Source organism: Georgenia sp. Z2081 (assembly GCF_055326445.1).
On the sequence record NZ_JBUZNK010000014.1, the window covers coordinates 1 to 24,904 of the forward strand.

Here is a 24,904-nt window from a genome sequence, read left to right on the forward strand (position 1 = left end):
CCCTGTCAGTGCTCGTGATCTGGAGGAGGCGCACCTGATCAACGCCGCCTACGACATCCACGCCGACGACCCCGAGTTCGGACACCGCTTCATCGCCGACGAGCTGAAGGACGCCGGCCACGCAGTGGCTGAGCGACGGGTGTGGCGGCTGTGCTCGCAGCAGCGGATCTTCTCGGCCACCGTGCGCCGCCGGCAGCGCTACGGCCGGCCGGGCCCACCGGTGTGCGATGACCTGCTCGAGCGGGACTTCACCGCCGAGACGCTGAACGCGACCTGGCTGACCGATATCACCGAGCACCGCACCCGCCAGGGCAAGGTCTACCTGTGTGCCGTCAAGGACGCCTGCTCGGGCCGGATCGTCGGCTACGCCATCGATGCCCGAATGACCGCCGACCTGGCCGTCGCTGCCCTGCGGGACGCGGTCGCTCGCCGCCAGGGAGCAGCCGCGGTGGCTGGCTGCATCGTCCACAGCGACAAAGGATCGCAATTTCGATCTCGGAAATTTCAGCGCGTACTCAAGGTCTACGGACTCCTCGGGTCCATGGGACGCGTCGGGGCTGCCGGGGACAACGCGGCGATGGAGAGCTTCTTCGCCACACTTCAGAAGAACGTGCTCGATCGGAAGCGCTGGGCCACCCGCGACCAGCTCCGGCTCGCGATCGTGCACTGGATCGAACGCACCTATCACCGACGACGACGGCAACGTCGACTCGGCAGGCTCACTCCGATTGAATACGAACTCGTCCACCACCACGCCGTCACCCTGGCGGCCTGACCCCGAAGTCAACGAAACCTTCAGCAGACCCAAGCGAATCGGCACGACGTGGATACACTGTTCCCGCGCCTGGTCGCTGCTCGTGGGTTCGAGGATGCTGATGATGTTGCCAAGGTCATGCACTACCGGGTGGACCGCGCCACCAGCCGGCCCGCTGGGTCCGGGCGCACCCGCAAACCACCGGCGCTGATTGCTGGACTCATCCCACACGCCGCAGGTCCAATGAGCACTGAGATGCGCCAAGCCCTCACCGAGCGGCGGGAGCTGATCGAGGCCCGCGCCGATGCAGTCCTGGATACCGCCATCGACCAGGGCGAGCCCTGGACCGGGGCTCTGGGCGAGCAGCCCACCGATGAGCGCGGACAGGCACGGTGGCGGCACTCAGCTCGTACGATCGCCGCTTACCGGGATCGCTACGGCATTGACGAGGACAGTCCACTTGGGCCGGTGCCGGAGTCGGTGGCGCAGAAGATCGACCATGCCCGCGCCACCACAGCACTACGACACCTCACCCCGAAGGCCGCGCCGGAGCGGGATGAGCCCCGGCGTGATCCGGTCGGTGTCGACCGCCGCGGTCCCGCCCTCTAACCACCGGAGCTGCCTCCGGGCTCGTGAACCAGGCACTAGAGACTGCGGGCTTGCTCCTGTGGTGAGGGTGCCGACGTGTTGATGGTGCGGTCTAACAGGCCGGAGCGTCCTGGAGTGGACTCTTCGACGTGGCCCATGAGTTCACGGACATCCTTGGCATCGGTCACCACCTCGGCGATGCCGCGTTTGAGCAGTTCGTTCACCCCTGTACTGGCGGCACTGGTGACCGGGCCGGGCACCGCGCCGGCGCCTCGGTCGAGGTAACGGGCCTCGACAGGCACGAGCATCGCCATTGACCGGATACCAGCCTCGGTGACCACCGTGGTACCCGAGAGGGCGGCCATCAGACGAGTACGAGCGATGAACCGTTGCCGAGTCGGTTCCGCTCCGGGCGGGGCTTCGCTGACCAGCGTGCCGAGGTCACCGATCCGGCCCAGCATCTCGGCATGACCCGACGGATACAGCCTGTCCACTCCGCCAGCCATCACTGCCACAGTGCTCCCACCCACTGCCAGCGCGGAACGGTGGGCTTCACCCTCCACCCCGTAGGCGCCACCGGCAACGATGACGTGCTCCCGGCGGGCCAGATCATCGGCGATCTCCCCAGTGACGGTCATGCCGTAGGAGGTGGCGGCGCGTGAACCGGTGATCGTCACCCGATCCTTCATGTCGCCGGCCAGCATCGAAGTCGCCCCGCGAGCCCACAGTACGAACGGGGCACGGGCACCCAGATCGTTCAGACTCTCCGGCCAGTGGTCATCGGCGGGGATGAGGGCGGCGATGCCACTGGCCTCAGCCTGCGCGAGGCGGTCGGGCAGATCGTCGGGGATGCGGGTGGCCATCCAGTTACGCCAGGCGATCCCATCGACCCTGTTCATCCCCGGCACCGACGCCTGGGCATCGTCAATGAGTCGGAGGGTTTCGACCCCGCCAACACGGGCCAGCACCCGTCCAGTGGGTGCGTCGTTGGGGTCGGCGATCATCGACAGCACCATCCGTGCGCCTCGCTCACCCTGCACTTGTTCTGCCAGCTGTGTCATGATCTTGTGCTCCCCCCGACGTCTGCGGTCGTGTGTCGGCAAGGTGCACATACCCCAGCGGCTGGAGGGGCGAGGGGTTCCGCCTGTCACTGCTCAGGCGTAAAGTAGATGGCACAGAGGCAGAAGCCCCTCACCATGTAGCCCCGCTCGCCGGGGTTGTCCTTCGGGATACCTCCACACGTACTGCCTCACCACCGTTACGTGCTTGGAGGCACTCATGTTCCGACTCATCTGGATCGCCAGCATCCACCTGGCAGGCTTCTTCCGCCGGGTCATGCCCACCAACATCCTGCTGGACAAGATTCGCACCCGTTCCGGTCTCAAGTGGGGTGTGCCGGCGATGCTAGTCGCGATCCCGTACCTCTATGCCGCGAGCCTGCTGAGCGTCATCATCCGCGATGGCGGCCCCGGATGGTTGAACATCTTCGTGCTGATCGCTTTGTGGTCGGCGTTGAAGATGCTCTGGATCGGCCCCATCAGCCTCGTCCTGCTTGCCCGCGCCCGGAGCGCGGAGGCACGGACCTACGATGCGGTCCCGCCTCACCTCGATGTCGGAGGTTCCTGGATAGACTGGGACTGCATGTGCACGTCGGGAGACACACGAACGAGCTGAGAGGAGGTCCCGCATGGCGACTAGCGATCAGGTCAAAGCGCTCGTAAAGAGCCACGCCGACGGTGATGACCCTCAGTTCTACGCAGTGGCCATGCAGGTAGCGGCGAAGGCGGCACGGGCTGGACAGGCCAAGTTCGCTCAGGAGCTCCGCGACCTCGTGAACGACCTGCGCGAGCACGCCGAAAGCAGAGCACGAGTCACATCGATCGTGCCGTTGACCCAGCCTAAAGGCGAACTCGGAACGCTCCTCAACGTCTCGTACCCTGAGGCCCGGCTAGGCGACCTAGTTCTCACTGACAAACTCTCCGACCGTTTACGCCACGTCCTCCTCGAACAACGTCAGCGTGCCGCTCTTATGAAACATGGCCTGACTCCCGCGCGCAGACTGCTGCTCACAGGACCTCCGGGGACAGGAAAGACCTCTACAGCTCGCGTCGTGGCTGGCGAACTTGGCCTACCGCTATTCTCGATTCGTCTCGACACAGTTCTGACCAAGTTCATGGGTGAGACCGCAGCGAAACTGCGACTTGTCTTTGATGCCCTCGAAAAGACCCGCGGCGTATATTTCTTCGATGAAGTCGATGCACTTGGCGGGCACCGTGCCGCACAAAACGATGTCGGTGAGATTCGACGTGTCCTCAACTCATTTCTTCAGTTCTTGGAGGAAGACACATCTGAAAGCGTGATAATCGCGGCAACCAACCATCCTGGCCTATTGGATAACGCGCTTTTCCGGCGGTTCGACACAGTCATGGACTTTACGCTGCCAGACGATGCTTCAGTTGAGTCCGTAATCCGGAACACACTTTCTTCGTTCCAGATCAGCAATCTCAGCTGGCCCCGCATAGTCCCCGCTGCCCGAGGACTTAGCCATGCGGAAATCTCGACAGCGGCAGAGAATGCGGCCAAGCGAACTGTTCTCAGCGGTCGCAATCGTGTGCGAACTGATGATGTCGTTATTGCCCTCGAGGAACGCCCCCGCACGCCTCGCCGACCTGACGGGGTCACCTAACAAAGATGGTTGAGAGAGACCGTCCACACATCGTCGTACCTACGCCGCCTGCAAGCGAGCCATTCACGCTCGTAGGTCCCGGCGGCGGGAACGACAAGCCGGCTTTTGGTGGCAGTCGCCCTGCGCACGGCAAACGTCTGACCGACGAGTTCGAGAAAGCTTGGACACCCTCGGAAGACGAAATCGAGACTTCGGGAACATACATCACTTTCGCCTCGTTCCCAGACCTTGAACTAGCAATCGAGAGTCTTGAATCGCGACGGTCCGGCATACAACCCGAACTAGTAGCCGTTCAAGAAGAATCTACTCCCGCTGGTGCTGTGTCCAGGGCGACAGTCTTTATCCCGGACGGGAAGAAGGAGTTCTTCCTTAAGAAGCTCGAACAATATGTCACAACCGCTAAAGTCACAGAAGGCAAGCCAGATAACGCCGCCCTAATCGAGGGCATCGCATCGATCCGACGTGCGACGATTCGCGAGCTTTGGACTGACCCAGCCAACGAGTTCCCAACTGATCAGACACAGCTTCGTTGGTGGGAAGTCTGGCTTCGGACGAGTGACGGTAAAGAGCAAGAGCGACTGACGGCCTATGCTCAACGACATAACTTACGAACGAGCGACCATTACCTCGGATTCGGGGACCGCACGGTTGTTCTCATGCAGGCCACCGCTGAGCAACTCGCAATGACCTTCCGCAGCATTGATGACATCGCAGAGCTTCGCCGTCCGCATGAGGTTTCGTCGTTTCTACCAGGATTATCTGCTGCCGAGCAGAGTCAGTGGGTTCACGAGCTTCAATCACGCGTAGAACACGCCGACATTGGATCGCCAGTCGTGTGCATACTGGACCGAGGCGTTCAAGCAGGTCACCCGTTGCTCGAAGAATCGCTGTCAGCTGAAGATCTTCACGCTGTCGAAACGAGTTGGCGTAAAGACGTTTCGGTTCATTCACACGGTACTGAGATGGCGGGGCTCGCACTATACGGCGATCTTCAAGCAGCAATCACCGCTAGCCAGAGCATCCGTCTGGGACACCGACTTGAATCGGTCAAGCTTCTTCCTGACGCCAGGGACAACGATCCTGATGTCTATGGAGCGATCACTGCACGGGCAGTCGATCAGCCCGAAATCACCGATCGCGAGCGTGGTCGGGTCTTCATGTTGGCCGTAACCGCCCCCGCAGCGATGCCAAACCCTGGAGCGAATGTCCAGAACCGGCCAAAACAAGAGTCGGGTCGTCCCACAGCATGGTCTGCGACCATTGATGCCCTGGCCTTTGGTCGCGCAATCGATGATACGTCTGCCAAGTTCACCTACCTCAATCGCGATGAGGAACCGACGCCGAGGTTATTCGTGATCTCGGCAGGTAACATCCGCGATGTCAGCGCGCAGGGTGATCACCTCGAACGCAGCGATGCCGAGGCGGTCGAAGACCCCGCGCAGTCCTGGAACGCGCTCACCGTAGGCGCATATGCCGAGCACGATGCCATGGACCACGCCCCGGACATTTTCAAAGGTTACGTACCGATCGCGCCTCGGGGTGAACTCTCACCGACCAGTCGCACCTCAGTGTCGTTTGACCAGAAGCGATGGCCTTTCAAGCCCGACGTCGTCGCTCCAGGAGGGAATCTCGCGCGCACACCAGATGGCACCGATGTTGATACCCCAGAGAACCTGGCAATCCTCACCACTCGCCTTCAACGTCCGGGTGTGGGGTATTTCACGACAACTCGTGACACCTCGGCGGCCACCGCTCAAGTTGCTGCCATCGCGGCCGATATTCGCGCTATATATCCTCATCTGCGGTCAGAAACCGTGCGAGCTCTAGTTGTCCATTCTGCCGAGTGGACTGATGTCATGAGGACCCGCGTTGATGCTGCCCCGAACAAGACGGATGCTGTGAACCTCTTACGTCGCTACGGAATGGGTGTTCCTAGCCTTGAACGAGCCACCCGGAGCGCATCGAACGCGCTGACACTGGTCAACGAGGCCCTGATCCATCCGTACAAACGCGAAGGTAGTTCCAGCAGTGGCAAGGCACGAGAGATGAATCTCCACCAGCTTCCATGGCCAATTGAAGAGTTGTCCTCGCTTGGCGAAATCAATGTGCGGCTGCGAGTGACACTGTCCTATTTCATCGAGCCGAACCCATCCAGTCGAGGTTGGACGGGGCGATACGTGTACCCATCTCACGGACTTCGCTTCGCGATGAAACGCCCGGAAGACAGCGTCGAGTCGTTCCGCCAGCGAATCAATAGACAAGCCCGCGAAGATGGACAGAAGCCAGTGTCCCTCAAGACAGAGCCCGGATGGCTGTTTGGGCGGGATCAGCAGACCTCGACGGGTTCACTTCACACCGACATCTGGACCGGACCGGCAGTCGACCTTGCGAGCAAGGAGGCAGTTGTTGTCTATCCTGTCGCTGGCTGGTGGAGGAACCGGCCGCAGATGGACCAGAGCGACCACGGTGTGAACTACTCACTCGTGTTGAGTATTGAAGCGCCAGAGGTCGAGATCGATCTCTGGACTCCGGTGGCACAACAGGTGGCGACCGTCATCGAGGTGTAAGTTAAGGACGGGAGACGCCCCGACCGTGGTTCAGTTCCCTACTCGACAACGTCGGCCTCAACGAGCGCGTCCCGGACAGCCTTCCGTCCAACACCTAGGCGTCGCGCGATCGCACGCATCGAGATCCCGGCTCGGAACAAGCGGACACTCTCGGCCCGTTCATCCACGTCGAGCCCAGGACGACGACGGGGAGTGTTTCGGCGGCTCATGTGCGCGGACACAGTCGCCCGATGAATGTCGTACTTCGTCGCCAGAGCTCGAACACTCATGCCCGCGTTGTAGTCCTCGATTAGACAGTCGACCTCGGCAGGGGTGAGAAAGGTTTGAGCCGTCTCGATTCTCCGGACTAATGAGCCACGGGCATCCCTCACAGGAGGCGTTGACGGCCGCTTCGGACCTTCGTACATCCCCCGTGAAGACCGTGTTACCAGGGTTTTCGTCCTACGGGGAAGGTTGCTAAACGTGCTACGAAGTGACCCCACGAGAACGGGCGGGCCCCGGACGAGGATCTTCTCCACGTCCGGGGCTCGCCCGTTGTAGCGCCCGGTCTCGACCTCGAGCAACCGACCCGGTCGAGGGCCCCTCCACGGCCACCCCACGGTGCGCGGATCGGCGGATGGGGGCAAAGTTGAGGGATGAGCACCGACCAGACCTCTCTGTCCGCCTCCCGCACGATCGATGCGCCGGCCGACGCCCTCTTCCAGGTCCTCTCCCTCCCCTCGCGCCATCACGAGTTCGACGGGTCGGGCACGGTCCGCTCCGACGACTACGCCGACCGGATCCAGCAGGTGGGCGACACGTTCGTCATGAACATGCACGCCGAGTCCCAGGGCGGCGACTACCAGATGCGCAACCACGTCACCGCGTACGCCGAGAACCTCATGGTGGGCTGGCAGCCCAACAGCCCCGACGCCGACGGACCCGGCGGCTGGGAGTGGCTCTACGAGCTGAGGTCGCAGGGGTCGGGCTCGACCGAGGTCACGCTCACCTACGACTGGTCGAAGGTCGAGGACCCGAAGCTGGCCTCCGTCTTCCCCGTGCTGTCCGAGTCGAGCCTGGAGCAGTCGCTGAACCTCCTCGCCGCCACCGTCTCGGACGCGTGACCCCGTGATGGCGCGCATCCGATCACGACGGGGCACCCGACGACGTGCGGGCCGCGACGCCCCCCAGGTTCCCGGCCGCGGCGCCGGAGGCACGGCCGCCCATGACGCGGCGCTCGGCGCCGGGGACGCACGAGGCACGACGCCCGACGACGTGACCTCCGACCTGCCGCCACGGCGAGGCTTCCTCGCCGAGTACCCGCGTACGCGGGTGGTCATCCTCGCCTCGGTGACCATCGTCCTGGTCGGTCTTGCCGTCCAGACGATCAATCAGGCCGGCGCACTGCTGAGCTCGGTACTCATCCCGTCGGCGGTGGCGATCCTGCTCACGGGGCTGCTCATGCCGCTGCAGGTGCTGCTCAACCACCGGCTGCGCCTGCCGCGCATGGCGGCCGCGGCCCTGACAATCCTCATCACGCTCGCCTTCCTCGCGGGCATCGGTACGCTCGTCGGCACCCAGCTCGCCGAGGGGGTCGGCGAGGTCGGTGAGCTCGCCTCCCTGCAGGTGCAGGACATCGTCAACGCGATCGCGGGCTCCTCGCTGCCCGTCGACGCCGCCCAGGTGCAGTCCGCGATGGACCAGGCGACCACCTGGCTCCAGGAGAACTCCTCCACGATCGCCTCGTCGGCCATCGGTGTCGGCACCGGTGCGGCGGGCGTGCTCATCGGCGCACTGCTCTGCCTCATCGCCACGTTCTTCTTCCTCGCGGAGGGCGACCGCCTGGGCACGTGGGCGATCATGCGCCTCCCCCGCCAGTGGCACGAGCGGGCCTACGAGGCGTCCCGGCGCGGCTGGGTCACCGTGGGCACGTACACGAAGACGCAGGCGCTCGTCGCCGCGGTCGACGCGCTCGGCATCGGCATCGGTGCGGCGATCCTCGGCGTCCCGTTCGTCGTCCCCCTCACCGTGCTGACCTTCGTGCTGTGCTTCATCCCGGTGGTCGGTGCGGTCGTCTCAGGCGCCCTGTTCGTGCTCGTCGCGCTCGGCTCCGAGGGCCTGACGGCGGCCATCATCATGCTCATCATCGTCGTCGGTGTGCAGCAGCTCGAGTCGAACCTGCTCCAGCCCGTGCTCATGGGCAAGGCCGTGGACATCCACCCGATCGTCGTGCTGCTCGGTGTGGCGACCGGTTCCTACATCATGGGCCTCGTCGGGGCGCTGTTCGCCGTCCCGGCCATCGCCACCGCCAACACGATCGCGAGCTATCTCGGTGGACGCGACCCGTTCCCGGGGCTGGCCCGCGGCGGGAGCGCCCTGACCGACCCCCCGCGCAAGCTCCTGCCGGAGGTGTCCGCGGAGTCGATGCCGAAGCGGCTCGGCTCCGTGTCGCCCGGGTGGGTGGAGAGGCGGAACTCCCGGCGCGACCGGAAGATCCACGAGGTGCGCCACGGCGACGCCTGACCGGTGACCGTCCTACCCGGCCGCTACCGGACCGGGACTACGGCCAGGATCAGGGCTAGAGCCGCACCCTGCGGTCGGTGGCCGCCGACTCGTAGGCGGCGTAGATCGCCTGCACCGAGGCGTAGGCCAGCTCGACGTCGGCCTGCGGCGTCCCGCCGTGGACCACGCAGTCGATGAAGTCCTGCATCTCCCCGACGTAGCCGCGCGCCAGCAGCTCGTCCAGCAGCACGTACTGCCAGCCACCCTTGTTGTCGACCTTCTCGGTGACGTACACGTCGTCCAGCGCGGCGGCGTCGGAGTGGTAGAGCCGCATCGAGTCGTTCGGGCTGATCTGGCACAGGTGGACGCTGTCCGTGGTGAACACCTGGACGGAGTTGCGCACGCCGCCCACGATCGTGTCGGTCGCCGTCACCACGCCGCGCGTCCCGTCGTCGAAGGCGAGAACAACGTTGGCGACGTCCTCGACGTCGACGGGCCGACCGTGCAGGTAGCGCCGCTGGTCGTCGGTGAGCGTGGGCGTGATCGCCGTCGCGTCCGCGAGGACGGACTCGACCGCCACGCTCCTCCCCGAGGCCCGGGCCTCGACCTGCTTGAGGTACAGCATCGCCGAGAGCGGGTGGCAGCCCTGGCGGATGAGCGCTCCGCCGCCGGTGTGCCGCCAGTACCGCGCGTACTCGGAGTGCGAGCCGTTGTGCGACTCCTCCCCCAGCATCATCGTGATCCGCGAGCCCGTCCGCTCCAGCACCTCGCGGCTCTTCTGGACCGACGGCGCGTAGACGTAGTTCTCCGCGTAGCCGAACACCAGTCCGCTCGCGGCGACGACGTCGCGCAGCCGGTCCATCTCGGCCGTCACGGCGTCGTACATCTTCCTGCGGTCGACCTGGTCCGCCCCGGCGTCGGGCACGTCGAAGTAGCCGGTCAGCGGCTTCTCGCAGATCACGTGCTTCCCCGCCTCGAGGGCCCGCGTCACCATGTCGACGTGCACGGACGGCGGCGTGCAGATGTCCACGACGTCGACGTCGACGTCGGCGAGCAGCTGTTCGAGGTCCTCGTAGACCGTGCCGACGCCGTGCCGCTCGGCGAACGCGTCCCGCCGCGTCGGAGGCGCGGCCACGGCGACGATCCGGACGTCGTGGCCCGCCACCCGGCGATACGCCTCGGCGTGCAGGTCCGCCACGAATCCCGCGCCGACCATACCGATACCGACTGTGCGCATGTCTAGCGGTCCTTTCCAGAGGTGACGAGCTTCTTGATCCTGCCGAACGCACCGAGCTGGGCGATCAGGACGACGGCGATCAGGACGAGGAACATCAGGCTGATCGGCCGTTGGAACATGGGCAGCCAGCTGCCCTCGCTGAGGATCAGGGCGCGACGCAGGTTCGAGTCCGCCATGGGCCCAAGGATGACACCGAGGAGGAACGGTGCGGCGGGGAAGCCGAACTCGTAGAGGAAGAGGCCGACAAGACCGAAGATCAGCATCATGCCGACGTCGAAGAGCGAGTAGTTGATCAGGTACGAGCCGATGACGCACAGCACGTAGATGACCGGCATGAGGATCTCCTTGCGCAGCCCGAGCACGCGCACCGACACCTTCATGACGAGCAGCGCCAGGAACCACATCGCCACCGCGGACGCGGCCAGGTAGACGGCCACCTCGTATATGAACTCCGGCGACTCGCGGGTCAGCAGCGGACCGGGGCGGTAGCCGTGCATGAGGAAGGCCGCGAGCAGGACCGCCGCCGGCGCCGACCCGGGGACCGCGAGCGAGAGGATCGGGATCATCGCGCCGCCGATGGCCGAGTTGTTGCCGGACTCCGCCGAGATCACCCCGAGCTCGTTCCCCTTGCCGAACGACTCGCGGTCCGTGCTGGCGCCCTTGGTGGCCGCGTAGGAGAGCCACCCGCCGACGTCCTCGCCGACACCGGGGATGATCCCGACGCCTGTCCCGATCGCGGACGACCGCACCACCGTCGGGGTCCTGCGGAAGACGGTACGGAGCGCGGCGCCGACCCGTGCCTTGGCCATCTTCAGCGCCACATGGTCCGACCTGCGGAAGGCCTTGACGATCTCGGGAAAGCCGAACAGGCCGATCATGATCGGGATCAGCTGGATGCCGCCCATGAGGTTGACGTTACCGAAGGCGTAGCGCGGTTCGGCACCGATCGGGTCCAGGCCGATCTGGGCGACGAAGAGCCCCAGGAAGCCGGCGATCCACCCCTTGAGCGCGTTGTCCTTGGCGGTGAGCGTGCCGCAGATCGCGATGCCGAACCCCGCCAGGAGGAAGAACTCCCAGGCACCGAAGTTGAGCGCCGCCTGGGTGAGCAGCGGGGTGAGCGTGAGCAGGAAGATGACGCTGATGATCGTGCCGACGGCGGACGCGGTGATGGCGAGGACGATCGCGTACCCTGCCCGGCCCTGCTGCGCCATCGGGAAGCCGTCGACCGCCGTCGCCGCCGACGCCGGCGTCCCGGGGATGTTGAGCAGGATCGCTGTCTGTGCCCCACCGGAGATGGAGCCCACGTAGATCGCCAGCAACGAGATCAGCGCGGTGTCGGTGGGCATGCCGAACGTCAGCCCTGCCAGCAGCGCGATCGCCATGGTCGCCGAGAGGCCGGGGAGGATGCCCATGATGAGGCCGACGAAGGTCGCCAGCACGAGCACCACGAAGTTCAGCGGCTCCGAGACGGTGCTCAGAGCTCCGATCAGATGGTCAGTCATGGCGCGTCCTCACGGGAGCGGGATGTTGAACACGACGGTGAACAGGACGACGATCGCGCCGACGGTCGCAGCGGAGATGACGAGCACCCAGTACCAGCGCACCGCACGCAGGAAGGCGAGCATCGCGATCGCGAAGATGAGGGACGCGGCCCAGAACTGGAGGACGTGGACGAGCACGAACGTGTAGGTCGCCATGAGCAGCAGGCCGACCACGGTCGTCCGGGTGTCCGGATGCCGCGCGACGCCGGCGAGCCACGAGACCGCCTCGCGCGAACGAGCCCGCATCCCGGCGCCGCGGACCGACTGCCGGAGCAGCAGCAGGCTCGCGACGAGCAGCGCACCGCCCAGGAGCGCCGGCATCAGGGCAGGCGAGGAGTGCAGCGGCTCGGCCGTACGGTTGTGGATGCCGACGCTCCCCGCGAGGATCGCGAGCGACAGGACCGTCAGCAGGGTCGAGCTGATGAGGTTCAGCCTGGGTTCGTTACCCATCGGTGCATGCTCCTGCCCGTGACTGCGCGATGAACGGTGAACTGCGCGATGAACGGTGACGACGCGGTGCCGGGCGGGCGCCGTGGACCGGCCGCCCGCCCGGCCCTCACTACGGTCGGGGGATGTCGAAGTCCTCGGGGCTGTTCTCCGCGACTCCGGCGTCGAAGAGGGTCCAGGCGACGATCGACTGCAGCTCGGCGACCCGGTCGCCGGAGTCGGCGCGGCCGATCGCCACCGGGTCCATGCCGTTCTGCTCGCAGAACTCGAGGAAGGCCTCGTCCTCCATCGCCGCGTCGAAGCCCTCGTCGAGCGCGGCGAGCACGCCCTCGTCGAGGCCCGTGGGAACAGCCAGTCCGGTGGTCTCGCCCATCGGCAGCGTGTCGCTGATCTCGGGAAGGGCGTCGGACAGCGTCGGGATGGTGATGTCGCCGTCGAGCGTGACCGGCTCGTCCGAGAGCGTCGCCAGGCCACGGAGGTCTCCCGCGATCAGCATGTCCTGCATCTCGACGAGAAGCTGCGGGGCGAAGTCGACCTCGCCCCCGAGCGCGGCGAGGATCGCCGGGTTGCCCCCGTCGTATGGCACGTGCCGATACTCCACGCCGGCCGCCGTCGCGATGAGCTCGGCCGCGATGTGCCCCGCGCTGCCCGGGCCCGCCGTGCCCGCGGAGACCTCGCCCGGATTGCCCTCCATCGCCGCCAGGAGGTCCTCGATGGACTCGTAGGGCGAGTCGGCGGGCACCGCGATGATGTTCGGGGTGAACGTCGCCAGCCAGAAGTCCCAGTCCGACGGCATGGTCTCGAGCGTGCCCATCACCGGCATCGAGGTGAAGGCGAGCATGCCGTTGGCGAGCAGCGAGTACCCGTCCTGGCCGGCGTTCATCACCGTCTGCGTGCCGACCGACCCCGCGGCGCCGGGGCTGTTGGTCACGACGATCTCGTTGTCGTAGTGGTCCCCCATGGCCTCACCGACCGTGCGGGCCGTGAGGTCCGTCGATCCGCCGGCGTTGAACGGCACCGTCACGTTGATGTCGCGCTCGGGAAAGCTTGCGCCGGCGTCGTCGTCGCCTGCGCAGCCCGCGGTCACGAGCGCCACGGCTGCGGCGCCGGCCATCACCTGGTTGATCCTTCGCATGTCGATCTCTCCTCGTCGGTTCGTATGTCGATGACGGAACTGCCCTCGTGGAGCCGGCAGTCGATGGTGGTCTGGGCGGGCTCGCCGCCGGATGACGAGAGCTCGCCGAGCATCTGCTCGGCGGCAGCACGGCCGACGTCGCCGGAGCGGGGGTCGACGAGGGTGAAGTCGTTCCTGCCGACCGTCGCCCAGTCGGGCGCGCCGATGATGACGACCGACAGGTCCTGCCCGGGCGTGACGCCCTGGTCACGGAGGAGGTCGATGCTGCCCCTGGCCGGCACGTTGTAGCCGAGGCACCAGGCGGTCACCTCGGGATGGTCGCGGAGCGTGCGCTCGGCGAGCTGGTACCCGCCCTCGACCGAGAACTCGCCGTCGAGGCTCAGCTCGGTCACCCGGGTACCCGCGGCCGCCTCGAGCCCGTCCCAGAAGCCGCGGCGGCGGCTGTCCAGGGTGGCGAATCCCGAGTCCCACCCGAGAAACGCTGCGCGGGTGTGGCCCATCCGGCCCAGATGCCCACCCAGCAGGTACCCGCTGCGGTAGTTGTCCGGGATGACCTCGCTGAAGGATCCGGTGATCCCCTGCAGCGGACGGTCCACCAGGACGAGGGGGACGCCGATCTTGCGGATGAACTCGGTGTTCGTCGCGCCGGCGGTGGTCGGCGCGAGGATGAGACCGTCGACGCGCTGCTCGGCCATCTTGATGATGATGTCCCGCTCGCGGGTCGGGTCGTCGAACGTGTTGCTGATCGACAGGACGTAGCCCTCACGCTCGACCACCGCCTCGATGGCGACCATGAGGTTGGTGAAGTGCTGGTTGGCGAACTGCGGGACCAGCACCGCGATGACACCCTGTCGCTTGCCCTGCAGGCTGCTCGCCGGGCTGCTCTTGATGTAGCCGGTCGCAGCGACCGCCGCCGTGACCCGCTCGCGCATGTCTGCGCTGATGAACCTGCCTTCCTTGCCGCTCAGCACGTACGACACGGTGGCCGCGGTCGTGCCCGCCTCCCGTGCGACGTCCTTGAGCGTCGGATAGCGCCTCATGCCGCGATCCCGGTCTTCTTCGAGCGCTGCGACAGGGCCGTTCCGGCCGTCGGCGCAGTCGTCCTGCACTGGTCCACGTTGACCTCCATGCGACAGGCAAACGTTTGCCTATCTGATGTACCGAGCCTTGCGGAGGTCAGCTCCTGTTGTCAACCCCTCGATCGGGCCGGGCACGCGGGTGCGCCCCACCTCGGTGGGCCCCCGTAGCTACCCGACGCCTCCGCGCAGCGCCGCCTCGAGACGGTCGAGCGCCTTGCCGGACGTGCGCTGCTTGATGACTCCCTCGAGCCCGTGGGCGGTGAGCACGGCCTGGCCCGGGTGCCACTGGACCTGGATGACGGCCGTGTTCATGTTCATCGACCCCGAGCCCATGAGACCGATGAGGGCCTGCCGGTCCTGGCGCAGCACGGCACGCAGCTCGGCGGCCACGGCCGCCTCTCGCTCCGGCGTCGGGGGGATGGGCACGACGCGCTGCGAGCCGTAGACCTTCGTGAACAGCCGGGCACCCAGCCTGCCGCCGCTGCGGCCCCCGGAGCTTCCACCGACACTCCCGCCCAGGGCTCCGGCGGCGGCGCCGCCGATCCCGCCCCCGATGGCTCCGCCGATCGCTCCCCCGCGCGCGCCGAGGTCAGCGTTGGCCTCGACGAGAAGATGAGAGATCTCCTCCGGGGTGAGGATCGGCGTCGGGTGGTCCCGGACGTCGGGGGCCGGGCTCATGCGGGACGGCCCGGGATCGGGCCTCCCCCGGACGCGGGTGGGACGGGCGAGCGGTGTCGTGGCACGGGCCAAGGCTAGCGGCCCGTCAGCGCACGAGCCGCGGCACGAGGCGGACGAGGGCGACCATGACGAGGAGCTCGACGAGCGTCTGCGTGACGACGACGATCGGCGCCGCCTCGAAGCCGGCGGGGAGCGCGAGCGCGAGCGGGAGCACCACGAGCGAGTTGCGGGTGACCCCGGCGAACGTGACGGCGCGCCTCCCGGGGACGTCGAGCCCGGCGGCACGGCCCGCCCAGGCGCCGACCGGGAGCATGACGGCGGCGAACGCGACGTAGACCGGGACCACGAGCGGAAGCGCGCCGAGCTCTCCGCGGACGGCCGCGATCTGGGAGGTCACGACGACGCCGAGCGTGAGCATCATCAACGGCACCATCGCGCTGGTGACGGCGCCCGACCAGGCCGCGGCCGCCCTCGCGCGGGCGGCGAGCGCCTGGGTGAGCGCGGCGGCGGCGAGCGGGAGGGCGATGAGGACGACGAACGCGCGGACGAACGGGCTCAGGTCGACCGCGGCGACGGCGTCGGGGCCGGCGAGCAGCCACAGGTAGGCGGGCAGCAGCGCCATCTGCGCGAGCATGAGGAGCGGGGCCGCCGCGAGCAGCCGGTCGTGCGCGCCGCCGGCGAGGCCCGTGAAGACGATGACGTAGTCCACGCACGGGGTGAGCAGCACGAGCAGGACGCCGACGAGCAGCGCCCGGTCGTGCGCGACGACCCGCGAGAGCACGGCGACCACCACCGGCACGAGAAGGAAGTTCACCGCGAGCACGACGACGACGAACCGCACGTCCTGCACCGCCCCGCCGATCCGGGCGAACGGCACGCCCAGGAACGTCGCGTAGAGCAGCAGCGCGATCGCGGGGTCGACCGCGTGGCGCACCGCCCCCGCCGTACCCGGGACGAGGAGGCCGACCGCGGCACCGAGCGCCAGCGCTACCAGGTAGAGCGGCACCTGGTGGCGCTCCATCCCCTCGACGACCCTGCGCATGCCGTCCATCCTCTCGCGGGCATCCCGCCCGGTCCGGGTGATCTCCTCCGCACGTGACGCCCACGCGGGTCGCGGTTAGGCTGGCCTAAGTTGCCGTGCCCCGCGCAACGTGCGCGTTCGGGCAGGCCCCCGAGCCGAAAGGTGCACATGACTGCCCCCACCGAGCGTTCCCGTCGTCCGCAGCGGCCCCAGATCGTCCTCGAGGTGCTCGAGCAGATCCAGCTCACGCCGCACATGGTGCGCATCGTCGCCGGCGGTCCGGGGATCTCCGCGGTCGAGGACGCCGGCCGCACCGACGCCTACACGAAGATGCTCTTCCCCCACCCGGACACCGACCTCACGCCGCCGTACGACATGGAGGCGCTCCGCGCGGAGCTCCCGGTCGAGCAGATGCCCGCGCTGCGCACCTACTCGATCCGGCGGTTCGACCTGTACGCCGGGCGGATCTGGATCGACTTCGTCGTGCACGGCGACCGGGGCGTCGCAGGGCCCTGGGCGACGGCGGCGCGGCCCGGGGACGCGGTCGTCCTCGGCGGGATCGGCGGCGGCTACTCCCCCGACCCCGACGCCGACTGGCACCTGCTCGCCGGCGACGACTCCGCCCTGCCGGCGATCGCTGCCGCCCTCGAGGCGATGCCGCGCGACGCCGCGGGCGTCGCCCACATCGAGGTCGACTCGGCCGCCGACCACCAGGAGATCGACTCGCCGGACGGCATCGAGGTGCGGTGGTTGCACCGCGACGGCGCCGAGCCCGGCACCACCTCCCTGCTCACCGACGCCGTGCGCGAGACACCGTGGCGGGACGGGCGAGTCCAGGTCTTCGCACACGGCGAGCGCAGCGCGATGAAGTCGCTGCGCCCGTACCTCACGGACGACCGGGCGCTCGATCGCGCCCAGCTGTCGATCTCGGCGTACTGGGCCCACGGCCGGATCGAGGACGCGTTCCAGCAGGAGAAGCGCGAGGACGTCGGACGGATCTGACGCGGACGGCGTAGGCCGGCGGACCGACTCGCGCTCACTCGTCGAGCGGAAGTTCGCTCACCGGTCAGCCGTGGTGGCGCCCGTCGGGCAGGTTCGCGCTCACTCATCGAGCAGAAGTCCGCTCACTCGCCGGAGGGGGTGCGGCGGTACTCGCTCGGCGTGAGGCCAAGGACCGTGCGGAAGTCGGCGCTGAGGTGTGCGTGGTCGGCGTACCCGAGGTCGGCGGCGACGTCCGCGATGCCGAGGCCCGGCTCCTCCCGCAACCGGCGGGCGGCCTCCTGCAGCCGGTATCGCCGCACGATCGCCAGCGGCGGCAGGCCCACGTACCTGCGCGCGACGCGCTGCACCGCGCGCACGGACAGACCCAGCCGCTGCGCGACCTGCTCGACCCGGACGACCTCGGGGTCCGTGGCGACGAGGTCCTCCATCGCGTTGGCGGTGCGCCCGGGGGTGTCCGGCGGCGGTAGGTGCTCTCGGACCCAGCCGGCGAGCGCCGCGACGGCCCGACCCCGGCCGGCGTCCTCGTCCGGGTCGGCCATCGCGTCGGCGACGGCGTCGTGCACCTCCCGCAGTCCAGGCACGGCCGGGTCGAGCTCGGTCTCGATGTCCCGCAGGGCCTGCGGGTCGTCGGAGAGGACGGCCAGTCCCGCCGGCCGGAGCAGCGCGCCGACCGCCCAGCCGGTACCGACGAGGTCGCGGTGCGAGACCCCCGTCGTCGGGCCGGCGAGGGTGACGCCGTCGGGCCCCACCACCAGGTTGGACGCGGGGAACGGGAGGATCCGCTGGCGGGAGACGCTCCCAGGGTCCAGGTGCCAGCGCGGCACCCAGAACCAGCGCACGCGGTCCGCGAGGTCGGCCGGCACCGGTGCGCGGTGGAAGGTCGGGAGCCGCGCGGGGTAGAGGATCCCGCGGCCGTCCGTCAGGTCGGTCACCGTGCCCCCCGCCTCCGGCGTCGTCGCGAATCTCCAAGCCGCACCCGTCCACGTGAATCTAGCGTCGAGCCATGACCACCGAGCAGACCGCGCCCACGACGACCGAGAACGACGCGCCGCGCCTCGGGGTGAGCGGCGAGCACACCACGAACGGCGTCCCGCACGGCTCGACGAGCCTCACGCCCTTCCTCGCGGTGCCCCGCGCCGGCGCGGCCGTCGAGTTCTACCGCGACGTGCTCAGTGCGCGCGTCGTCGACGTCACCGAGATGGGCGGTGTGGTCGTCCACGCCGAGCTCGACCTCGGCAACGGGCGCCTTCAGATCGGCGAGCCCAGCCCGGAGTTCGGCCTCGTCCCGCCGCCCGAGGGCGACGCTGCCTGCTACTCGCTCGGCTACTTCTGCGCGGACGCCGACGCGGTCGTCGCGCGCGCCGAGGCTGCCGGCGCGCGGGTCCGCGAGCCGCTGGCCACGTTCGTCTCCGGCGACCGGTACGCCTCGATCCTCGACCCGTTCGGCGTGCGCTGGACGATCATGAGCCGAGTCGAGGACCTCTCCGAGGACGAGAGCGCGCGCCGCGTGGCCGCGTGGGCGGCGGAGCAGGAGGCTGCCGCACAGGCCTGAGGTCGGGCCCGCGCCCTCCCCGACGACGGACGGCGGCACGGAATGCGTTACCCGCGCGCGCCGCCCGGGTGTCAGACTGGGGCCATGCAGGGACGCAGCACACTCGTCACGGTGCTCATCGTCGTCGCCTTCATGGTCGCGGCCTGGTGGCTGGTGGGCTGGTTGTTCCAGGCGGTGTGGTTCCTCGTGCGGCTCGCCGTCGTCGCGGTCGTCGCACTGGTGCTCTACGTGCTCGTCAGCCGATGGCTGGCACGCCGCGGCGACTGATCGCGACCACCATGGACGCACACGCCGCCGGGCACGAGCACGTCGACCCGCACGCCGACCCGCTCGAGCACTGGGATCGGCGCTACTCGGAGTCGGACCGCATCTGGTCGGGCCGGCCCAACGCGACCCTCGTCGACGTCGCCGCTGACCTGCCGCGCGGGCGCGCACTCGACCTGGGGTGCGGCGAGGGGGCAGACGTCATCTGGCTGGCGCAGCAGGGGTGGACGGCCACCGGCGTCGACCTGTCCTCCGTGGGGGTCGGCCGGGCCCGGGCCGCAGCCGCGGATCTCGACCTCCCGACCGGATCGGCGAGGTTCGTCGCCGCCGACCTCGGCACCTGGGACCTCGACGGCGGCCCGTGGGACCTCGTCACGGCAAGCTTCCTGCACTCGACCGTCGAGCTGCCCCGCACTCAGATCCTGCGCCGCGCTGCGGACGAGGTCGCGGCGGGCGGCCACCTGCTCGTCATCACCCATGCGGCCCCGCCACCCTGGGCGGACGCCGCGATGCACGAGCACCGCTTCACCACCCCGGAGGAGGACGCCGCCGAGCTGGCTCTTCCCGCCGGCGACTGGAAGACCGTCCGCGCCGAGGTCCGCAGTCGCGCCGCCACCTCCCCCGACGGCGAGCACGCCGCCCTCGACGACGGCGTGCTGCTGCTCCGCCGCAGGTAGCCGCCGGGCCACCCCGTCCTGCAGCGACCAGGTTCGGGCCCCCGCCCCGGCGGTCCGTGGCCGCGGACGGAGCCCGGTCAGGCCACGACGTCGTCGTGCTCGATCTCGTGCGCGGCGACGAGACGGCTACTGATCCGCGTGGCCACGTAGCCGACGACGGCCAGGGAGAGAACCACTGCTCCGACGAACACCGCCGGCAGGCCCCACAGCTCACCCACGAGGCCACCGGCGAGCGCCCCGAGCGGCATGAGGCCGTAGCCGATCATGCCTCCGGCACCGCCGACCCGGCCGAGCGCGTCGGCGGGGATCAGTCGCTGACGCAGGGTGCGGGTGACGACGTTGCCGATCATGTTGAGCAGGCCGACGACGACCAGGGCGATGCCGATCGCCCACGGCTCGGGCACGAGGACCGGCACCAGGAGTGCTCCGAACTGGATCGCCCAGGACCCGATGAGGACCGGCACCTCGGGCAACCACCGCAGCACGTGCTCGGCGAGGAAGGACCCGACGATCGCGCCGACCGCGAGGAGCGCAGCGAGCATGGCGTAGTTCTCAGGCGTCATGCCGACCGCCGACTCGGCGCCGACCATCCACAGGACCAGCACCGCGAAGTAGGCGGTGCCGGCGAAGTTGAGCACCGACTGTCCGATCAGGAGCGGCCGGAGCACCGGGTGCCGGACCTGGAGGCGCAGGCCCTCGAGCACCTCCTGGAGGCGGCCGCCGACCGGCCCCGTCGGCTCGGTGTGCGCGGGCCGGAAGTCTCCACGCATGCCCAGCCCGATGACGAGCAGGAACGCCACGCCGAGAGCGACCGGGATGCCGAAGACCCAGCCCGCCCCGGCCGCCACGAGGAACCCGGCGACGGGTGCGCCGAGGAAGTTCGTGCCGATCTGCTCCAGGCCCATCACCCGGCCGTTGGCAGCGGTCAGCCGCGAGCGCGGGACCAGCTGCGGCACGATCGAGGATCCGGCGAGGTCGACGAAGACCTGCGTGACGCCGTACAGACCGACCCCGGCCACCAGCAGCGGGATCGACAGGTTGTCCGTGACGGCGAGCGCCGCGAGCCCGGCGACGACCGCCAGCCGCGCGGCACCGCCGACGAGCTGGACGTGGCGCCGGTCCGAGCGGTCGACGACGACGCCGGCAACCATCCCGAGCAGCAGCCAGGGCAGCCAGAAGGCGACCTGGATGAGCGAGATCTGTCCCGGGGAACGTGTGAGCGTGATGGCGACGAGCGGGACGCCGACGAGGATGAGGCCGTCGGCGAGGTTGGCGATCCCGACACCCGTGAGATGGACGGCGAATCGTCGACCGAGCGGCTCGCGCACCGTGGCAGCGATCGCAGGGACCGGTCCGTCGACGCCGCGTTCAGCCGTCCCTCCCGCGACGGTCGCGTCGACATCGTGCGCGGGTGGTGCCGTGGTGTCTCGCGTCGTCATGTCGGTTCTCCCCTAGAGTTGTTACAGACGAACGTCTGCAAAGAAGACTCTGCAAAGGTATCTCTGCATCATGTCGACGTGCAAGAGCCCCACGCCCCCGTCCTCATCGGGCACCGGTCCCGGGGCGGCCACCGGCGAGCCCGGTACGCCAGGTACGCCACGAGAGCCTGCCGGGCCGACCGACGGCCGTGATCCCGCGATATTCGCCCCCGCCATCGACGCGGGCGCGATGAAGGCCTTCGCCCATCCCCTGCGCATGGCGATGTACGACTACCTCAACGACCACGAGGCCGCGACGGCGACGACGCTCGCCCGGCACACCGGGGAGAGCACCGGACAGACGAGCTACCACCTGCGCCAGCTCGCGCGGCACGGGCTCGTCGAGGAGGTCCCGGGCCGGGGCACGGGCCGGGAGCGCTGGTGGTCGGCGGTGGGGTTCCGCATGGACACCGACGTCTGGTCGGACCCCCGCAACCGGCCGGCTGTCGCCACGGTGCTCGACCACCAGATCACCCAGCGCGCCCGGGCAGTCGAGGAGTGGCTGCTGCGTGCCGAGACCGGCGACGGCGCGTGGACGGAGGCCTCCGTCAACTCGCGCCACACGGCGACGATGACGTCCGAGGAGACCCGCGCGATGCGCGACGCGCTGATGGCCGTGCTCCACGAGCACTCCGAGGCGGCGAAGGCGCGCCGCGAGGACGGGGAGTCCGCAGCGGCCGGCCCGACCCGACGCGTGCGCGTCTACCTCGACGTGTTCCCGCTGCCCGAGGACTGATCACCCGCGGCCGCGTCGGAGCTCGGGGCTGCGGACGGCGTCGGTCAGGTGGTCGGCGCCGGCCGGCCGACCTCGAGCCGCACGGGTCGGACGGAGGCGGGCCCGACGTCCGACGGGCTCGGGATCGTGGTGCCCGGGAGGCCGGCGGCAGCGCTCCCGTAGGCGACCGCGTGCGCGAGCCGCTCCTCGGGCGGCAGGCCCCGTTCGCTCGCGAGCAGATAACCGAACAGGCTGGAGTCGCCGGCGCCCACGGTGCTGACGACCTCCGTCGCACGGGCCGGGGCGTGCCAGGCCCCGTCCGGCGTCGCCAGGACCGCTCCCCCGGCGCCGAGCGTCACCAGCACCGCACCGACGCCGCGCCCGACGAGCTCGAGCGCGGCGTCGGCGGCGGCCCGGTGGTCCGCCTCGAGGCGCACCGCGTCGGCGTCGGTCAGGCTGGCCAGCTCGTCGCCGTTGGGCTTCATGAGGTCCGGGGCCGCCGCAGGCAGTGCCGCGGCGAGCTCCGCGAGGGGCGGTCCGCTGGTGTCGACGGCGATCCGGGCACCGGTCGCCCGCAGGTCGACGACGAGTTCCGCGTACCAGGCATCGGGCGCCCCCGGCGGGAGCGAGCCCGCGAGGACCACCCAGTCGGCGTCGCCCGCGAGCGAGACGACGTCGTCCCGCAGACCGTCGAGCAGCCGGCGGTCCGCGAGCGGGCCGGGGTGGTTGATCTTCGTCGTCGTGCCGTCCGGCTCCGTGAGCGTGAGGTTGACACGGACAGGACCCGCGGGCAGCCGGGTGCGGCACTCGATCCCCGCGCCGCCCAGCTCTGCGACGAACACCTCGTCGGCCGGGAGCACGGCGAGCGTGGGGACGCCGGCCGCGACCGCGGCGCGCGAGATGTTGACGCCCTTGCCCCCGGCCTGCGCGGTGGCCCCGGTCGAGCGAGCGACCCCACCGCGCACCAGCCGGCCGCCGAGGACCACCGTGCGGTCGATCGACGGGTTCGCCGTCAGGGTGACGATCATGCGACCACGAGCTCGACGCCGAGGTCGTCCAGCACGGCGCGCGGGACGGGCGGGTCCGCCGAGTCCGTGACCACCACGTCGACGTCGGCGAGGTCCGCGAAGCTCACCGTGGCGTCGCGCGCGAACTTCGACGAGTCCGCGAGCACGACGACGATGCGGGCCGCCCGCACCAGCGCTGCCTTGACGGCCGCCTCCTCCGGGTCGGGGGTGGACAGACCGTGCTCGGCGCTGATCCCGTTCGTCCCGACGAACGCGACGTCGACCCGGACCCGCTCGAGCGCCTCGGTCGTGGGCGACCCGACGGCGGCCTGCGTGGTGCGGCGGACGCGGCCCGGCAGCAGGTGCAGGTCGACCTCGGGCAGCAGGGCGAGACCCGCGGCGATCGGCACGGCGTGGGTGAAGGCGACGAACCGCGCGCCCTGGGCGACGAGGTTGACGAAGCGGCCGGTCGTGCTGCCGGCGTCGATCACCACCGTGCCGCCGGCCTCCGGGAGGAAGTGCTGCGCCGCGAGGGCGATCCGCTCCTTCTCCCGGGATCGCGTGACGTCGCGCTCGTCGAGGCCGGACTCGATCGCCGAGAGGGACGCGGCGGGCACGGCACCACCGTGCACCCGGCGCACGAGCCGCATCCGCTCGAGCGCGCCGAGGTCGCGCCGCACCGTCTCGCTCGTCACGTCGAACTCGTCGGCGAGCTCCGCGACGGAGACCCGGCCGCGCGTGAGGACGAGCCTCGCGGCGGCCTGCTGCCGTTCCTCTGCGTACACGGTGCTCCTCCCTCGCGACCCGACGGTGCTCGCGCCGATGCTATGCGCGCCTGGCGCTCAGGGCTCGACCGTCACCTTGATCCCGGTTCCGGTGCGCACCAGGTCGAAGGCGTCGAGCACGTCGTCGAGCGGCACGCGATGGGTGATGAGGTCCGCGACCGGGACGCGCCCGGACGCGATGTGCTCGAGGGCCCGCCGGTTGTGCTCCGGGGCGGACCCGTTCGCGCCGTGGATGTGGAGCTGCCGGTAGTGCACGACGTTGGAGTCGAGCGCGATCACCGGGTCGTTCTTCGGCAGGCCGCCGAAGAACGAGATGCGCCCGTTGCGGGCGGCCATCGCGACTGCCTGCTCCTGGGCGACCTTCGCCGCGGTCGCCGTGATGACGACATCGGCCCCCCGCCCGCCGGTCAGCTCGAGCACCCGCTCGACGACGTCGACCGCGGAGGCGTCGATCGTCCCGTCCGGCCGGGCGGCGGCCGCGGACATCGCGAGCCGCTCGGCGTTGACGTCGACGAGGTGGACCGCCCCGGCGCCGTGGACGCCGCGGGCGACACGGACGTGGAGGCAGCCGATCGGACCGGCACCGAACACGACGACCGTGTCCCCCTCCTCGATCCCGAGGAGCTCCTGCGCGTTGATCACGCAGGCGAGCGGCTCGGCCACGGACGCCTCGTCGAGCCCGACGCCGTCGGGGACGCGGTTGAGACCGTCGACGGCGAGGACCTCGCGGGGCACGACCATGTACTCGGCGAACCCGCCCTCGTACTGGTAGCCGACCGACGTCTGGTTCTGGCACACGGCCATCCAGCCCCGGCGGCACTCGTGGCACCGACCGCACGGCACGGCGGCGATCACCTGCACGCGGTCGCCCACCTGCCACGGCCTGCCGTCCGGGGCCGCCGCGTCCGCACCGACCTCGACGACCTCGCCGGCGATCTCGTGCCCGGTGGTCCGTGGGGGGCTGAGGTTCTGGTGCCCGTTGTGGAAGATCTTGACGTCGGTGCCGCACGTCGAGCAGTTCCGCACGCGGATCTTCACCTCGTGCGGTCCGCACGTCGGCTCCGGCACGTCCTCGAGCCGGACGTCCTCGGGTGCGTAGAAGCGCAGGGCCTTCATCGGTCCTCCTGGGTCGACCGTCGGCGCCGGTGCCGGCCGCCGACCCCGATCATAGCCACACGTTCGCAGAATCTGCCAGCGCTGTTTACTTGGC

The 24,904-nt window shown here is 69.2% G+C and carries 25 protein-coding genes; 12 read left to right on the plus strand and 13 right to left on the minus strand.

What is annotated here, in order from left to right:
- Together ACZLKG_RS15010 and ACZLKG_RS15015 are read left to right on the plus strand one after the other, a co-directional pair.
- Positions 1–775 (plus strand): IS3 family transposase (locus ACZLKG_RS15010; RefSeq protein WP_463649167.1); only part of this gene is annotated, 775 nt, incomplete at its 5' end.
- A gap of 222 nt (positions 776–997) precedes the next feature.
- Complete coding sequence (locus ACZLKG_RS15015; RefSeq protein ID WP_463649168.1) at positions 998–1,363, plus strand: hypothetical protein; 366 nt, start codon at positions 998–1,000, stop codon at positions 1,361–1,363.
- A 35-nt stretch (positions 1,364–1,398) separates the two neighbouring features.
- Here the strand turns inward: ACZLKG_RS15015 and ACZLKG_RS15020 are convergent, their stop codons facing one another.
- Positions 1,399–2,403 (minus strand): DNA-processing protein DprA, encoded by a 1,005-nt coding sequence (locus ACZLKG_RS15020; protein ID WP_463649169.1) that lies wholly within the window; start codon positions 2,401–2,403, stop codon positions 1,399–1,401.
- Between the two features lie 217 nt (positions 2,404–2,620).
- Here ACZLKG_RS15020 and ACZLKG_RS15025 point away from each other — a divergent pair, with 217 nt between their 5' ends.
- From ACZLKG_RS15025 to ACZLKG_RS15045, 5 genes are all read left to right on the plus strand, one after another.
- Entirely contained in the window at positions 2,621–3,016 is a 396-nt protein-coding gene (locus ACZLKG_RS15025) for a sulfate permease (protein ID WP_463649170.1), read from the plus strand.
- A gap of 13 nt (positions 3,017–3,029) precedes the next feature.
- Positions 3,030–4,028: an AAA family ATPase gene (locus ACZLKG_RS15030; RefSeq protein WP_463649171.1), complete on the plus strand. Its 999-nt coding sequence runs from the start codon at positions 3,030–3,032 to the stop codon at positions 4,026–4,028.
- A 5-nt stretch (positions 4,029–4,033) separates the two neighbouring features.
- A complete protein-coding gene (locus ACZLKG_RS15035; RefSeq protein WP_463649172.1) occupies positions 4,034–6,595 on the plus strand; it encodes a S8 family peptidase in 2,562 nt (853 codons plus the stop codon).
- 635 nt (positions 6,596–7,230) lie between these two features.
- Positions 7,231–7,698: an SRPBCC family protein gene (locus ACZLKG_RS15040; protein WP_463649173.1), complete on the plus strand. Its 468-nt coding sequence runs from the start codon at positions 7,231–7,233 to the stop codon at positions 7,696–7,698.
- A gap of 151 nt (positions 7,699–7,849) precedes the next feature.
- Entirely contained in the window at positions 7,850–9,097 is a 1,248-nt protein-coding gene (locus ACZLKG_RS15045; RefSeq protein WP_463649174.1) for an AI-2E family transporter, read from the plus strand.
- Positions 9,098–9,152: 55 nt separating this feature from the next.
- Here ACZLKG_RS15045 and ACZLKG_RS15050 read toward each other — a convergent pair whose 3' ends face one another.
- From ACZLKG_RS15050 to ACZLKG_RS15080, 7 genes are all read right to left on the minus strand, one after another.
- Positions 9,153–10,313, minus strand: a complete 1,161-nt coding sequence (locus ACZLKG_RS15050) for a Gfo/Idh/MocA family protein (RefSeq protein ID WP_463649175.1) — start codon at positions 10,311–10,313, stop codon at positions 9,153–9,155.
- A 2-nt stretch (positions 10,314–10,315) separates the two neighbouring features.
- Complete coding sequence (locus tag ACZLKG_RS15055; protein WP_463649176.1) at positions 10,316–11,815, minus strand: tripartite tricarboxylate transporter permease; 1,500 nt, start codon at positions 11,813–11,815, stop codon at positions 10,316–10,318.
- A 9-nt stretch (positions 11,816–11,824) separates the two neighbouring features.
- Positions 11,825–12,304, minus strand: a complete 480-nt coding sequence (locus ACZLKG_RS15060) for a tripartite tricarboxylate transporter TctB family protein (protein ID WP_463649177.1) — start codon at positions 12,302–12,304, stop codon at positions 11,825–11,827.
- Positions 12,305–12,413: 109 nt separating this feature from the next.
- Entirely contained in the window at positions 12,414–13,436 is a 1,023-nt protein-coding gene (locus ACZLKG_RS15065; protein ID WP_463649178.1) for a Bug family tripartite tricarboxylate transporter substrate binding protein, read from the minus strand.
- Positions 13,415–14,476 (minus strand): LacI family DNA-binding transcriptional regulator, encoded by a 1,062-nt coding sequence (locus ACZLKG_RS15070; protein ID WP_463649179.1) that lies wholly within the window; start codon positions 14,474–14,476, stop codon positions 13,415–13,417. Before ACZLKG_RS15070 ends, ACZLKG_RS15065 begins: the two co-directional genes overlap by 22 nt.
- 207 nt (positions 14,477–14,683) lie before the next feature.
- Positions 14,684–15,193 (minus strand): hypothetical protein, encoded by a 510-nt coding sequence (locus ACZLKG_RS15075; protein ID WP_463649180.1) that lies wholly within the window; start codon positions 15,191–15,193, stop codon positions 14,684–14,686.
- A gap of 85 nt (positions 15,194–15,278) precedes the next feature.
- Positions 15,279–16,235 (minus strand): bile acid:sodium symporter, encoded by a 957-nt coding sequence (locus tag ACZLKG_RS15080; RefSeq protein ID WP_463649181.1) that lies wholly within the window; start codon positions 16,233–16,235, stop codon positions 15,279–15,281.
- Positions 16,236–16,382: 147 nt separating this feature from the next.
- Between ACZLKG_RS15080 and ACZLKG_RS15085 the strand changes: the two genes are divergently transcribed.
- Positions 16,383–17,216, plus strand: a complete 834-nt coding sequence (locus tag ACZLKG_RS15085) for a siderophore-interacting protein (protein WP_463649182.1) — start codon at positions 16,383–16,385, stop codon at positions 17,214–17,216.
- Positions 17,217–17,338: 122 nt separating this feature from the next.
- Here ACZLKG_RS15085 and ACZLKG_RS15090 read toward each other — a convergent pair whose 3' ends face one another.
- Complete coding sequence (locus ACZLKG_RS15090) at positions 17,339–18,148, minus strand: AraC family transcriptional regulator (RefSeq protein WP_463649183.1); 810 nt, start codon at positions 18,146–18,148, stop codon at positions 17,339–17,341.
- Positions 18,149–18,219: 71 nt separating this feature from the next.
- Here ACZLKG_RS15090 and ACZLKG_RS15095 point away from each other — a divergent pair, with 71 nt between their 5' ends.
- The 3 genes from ACZLKG_RS15095 (at position 18,220) to ACZLKG_RS15105 (ending at position 19,709) form a co-directional block, all read left to right on the plus strand.
- The gene (locus ACZLKG_RS15095) at positions 18,220–18,768 is read left to right on the plus strand and encodes a VOC family protein (RefSeq protein WP_463649184.1); all 549 of its coding nucleotides are present in this window, start codon (positions 18,220–18,222) and stop codon (positions 18,766–18,768) included.
- Between the two features lie 84 nt (positions 18,769–18,852).
- Complete coding sequence (locus tag ACZLKG_RS15100) at positions 18,853–19,035, plus strand: hypothetical protein (protein WP_463649185.1); 183 nt, start codon at positions 18,853–18,855, stop codon at positions 19,033–19,035.
- Positions 19,036–19,046: 11 nt separating this feature from the next.
- Entirely contained in the window at positions 19,047–19,709 is a 663-nt protein-coding gene (locus tag ACZLKG_RS15105) for a class I SAM-dependent methyltransferase (RefSeq protein ID WP_463649186.1), read from the plus strand.
- Positions 19,710–19,786: 77 nt separating this feature from the next.
- On the opposite strand, the gene ACZLKG_RS15110 is transcribed toward ACZLKG_RS15105, so the two are convergent.
- A complete protein-coding gene (locus ACZLKG_RS15110) occupies positions 19,787–21,148 on the minus strand; it encodes an MFS transporter (RefSeq protein ID WP_463649187.1) in 1,362 nt (453 codons plus the stop codon).
- A gap of 229 nt (positions 21,149–21,377) precedes the next feature.
- Between ACZLKG_RS15110 and ACZLKG_RS15115 the strand changes: the two genes are divergently transcribed.
- A complete protein-coding gene (locus ACZLKG_RS15115) occupies positions 21,378–21,923 on the plus strand; it encodes a winged helix-turn-helix domain-containing protein (RefSeq protein ID WP_425708575.1) in 546 nt (181 codons plus the stop codon).
- A gap of 44 nt (positions 21,924–21,967) precedes the next feature.
- Here the strand turns inward: ACZLKG_RS15115 and ACZLKG_RS15120 are convergent, their stop codons facing one another.
- Genes ACZLKG_RS15120 through ACZLKG_RS15130 form a run of 3 tightly spaced genes read right to left on the minus strand, consistent with a single transcriptional unit; the run spans position 21,968 to position 24,810 of the window.
- Positions 21,968–22,930, minus strand: coding sequence for a 1-phosphofructokinase family hexose kinase (locus ACZLKG_RS15120; RefSeq protein ID WP_463649188.1), 963 nt, complete (start codon positions 22,928–22,930; stop codon positions 21,968–21,970).
- Positions 22,927–23,694, minus strand: coding sequence for a DeoR/GlpR family DNA-binding transcription regulator (locus ACZLKG_RS15125; protein WP_463649189.1), 768 nt, complete (start codon positions 23,692–23,694; stop codon positions 22,927–22,929). Before ACZLKG_RS15125 ends, ACZLKG_RS15120 begins: the two co-directional genes overlap by 4 nt.
- Before the next feature lie 57 nt (positions 23,695–23,751).
- Positions 23,752–24,810 (minus strand): zinc-dependent dehydrogenase, encoded by a 1,059-nt coding sequence (locus ACZLKG_RS15130; protein WP_463649190.1) that lies wholly within the window; start codon positions 24,808–24,810, stop codon positions 23,752–23,754.
- Between the last annotated feature and the right edge of the window lie 94 nt (positions 24,811–24,904).